Raw genomic sequence first — 411 nt, forward strand, 5'->3', positions numbered from 1 at the left:
ACATGGTCTTCTATTCGCTCGGTTCCGCGCTCGGGGCCACCACGACGACGGCGTCGTTCGAGGCGGCGGGCTGGCCGGGGTCCGCGCTGCTGGGCGCGGCGTTCGCGCTGGGCGCTTTGGTGACGTGGGCGGCGACTGTCCACTCGGGACGCGGCGTGGTTCGCGCTCCGACGCAGTAGGCTGAGGCGAATGAGCGCGGTATCCGGCACGGAGCACTCGATGGTCGAAACCCGGCACCAGACCCGGTTGCTCACCCTGCTGCGGGACGAGGGCCCGATGTCACGGGTCGAGCTGGGGGAGCGGCTCGAGCTGCCGCGGGCCCGGGTGGGGGCCGAGGTGGCCCGGCTCGCCGAAGTCGGGCTGGTCGAGGCCGCGGGGCCGTCGGCCAGCCGGGGCGGGCGGCGCTCGACG

1 protein-coding gene is annotated in these 411 nt (G+C 74.7%); it reads left to right on the plus strand.

The genetic code is table 11. The features are described 5' to 3' along the window. Window positions 1-219 precede the first annotated feature (219 nt). On the plus strand, window positions 220-411 hold a 192-nt coding region (locus G3I65_RS27780; RefSeq protein ID WP_309235748.1), incomplete at its 3' end, for a MarR family transcriptional regulator.

Source organism: Amycolatopsis sp. SID8362, assembly GCF_010550475.1.
Classification (GTDB): domain Bacteria; phylum Actinomycetota; class Actinomycetes; order Mycobacteriales; family Pseudonocardiaceae; genus Amycolatopsis; species Amycolatopsis eburnea.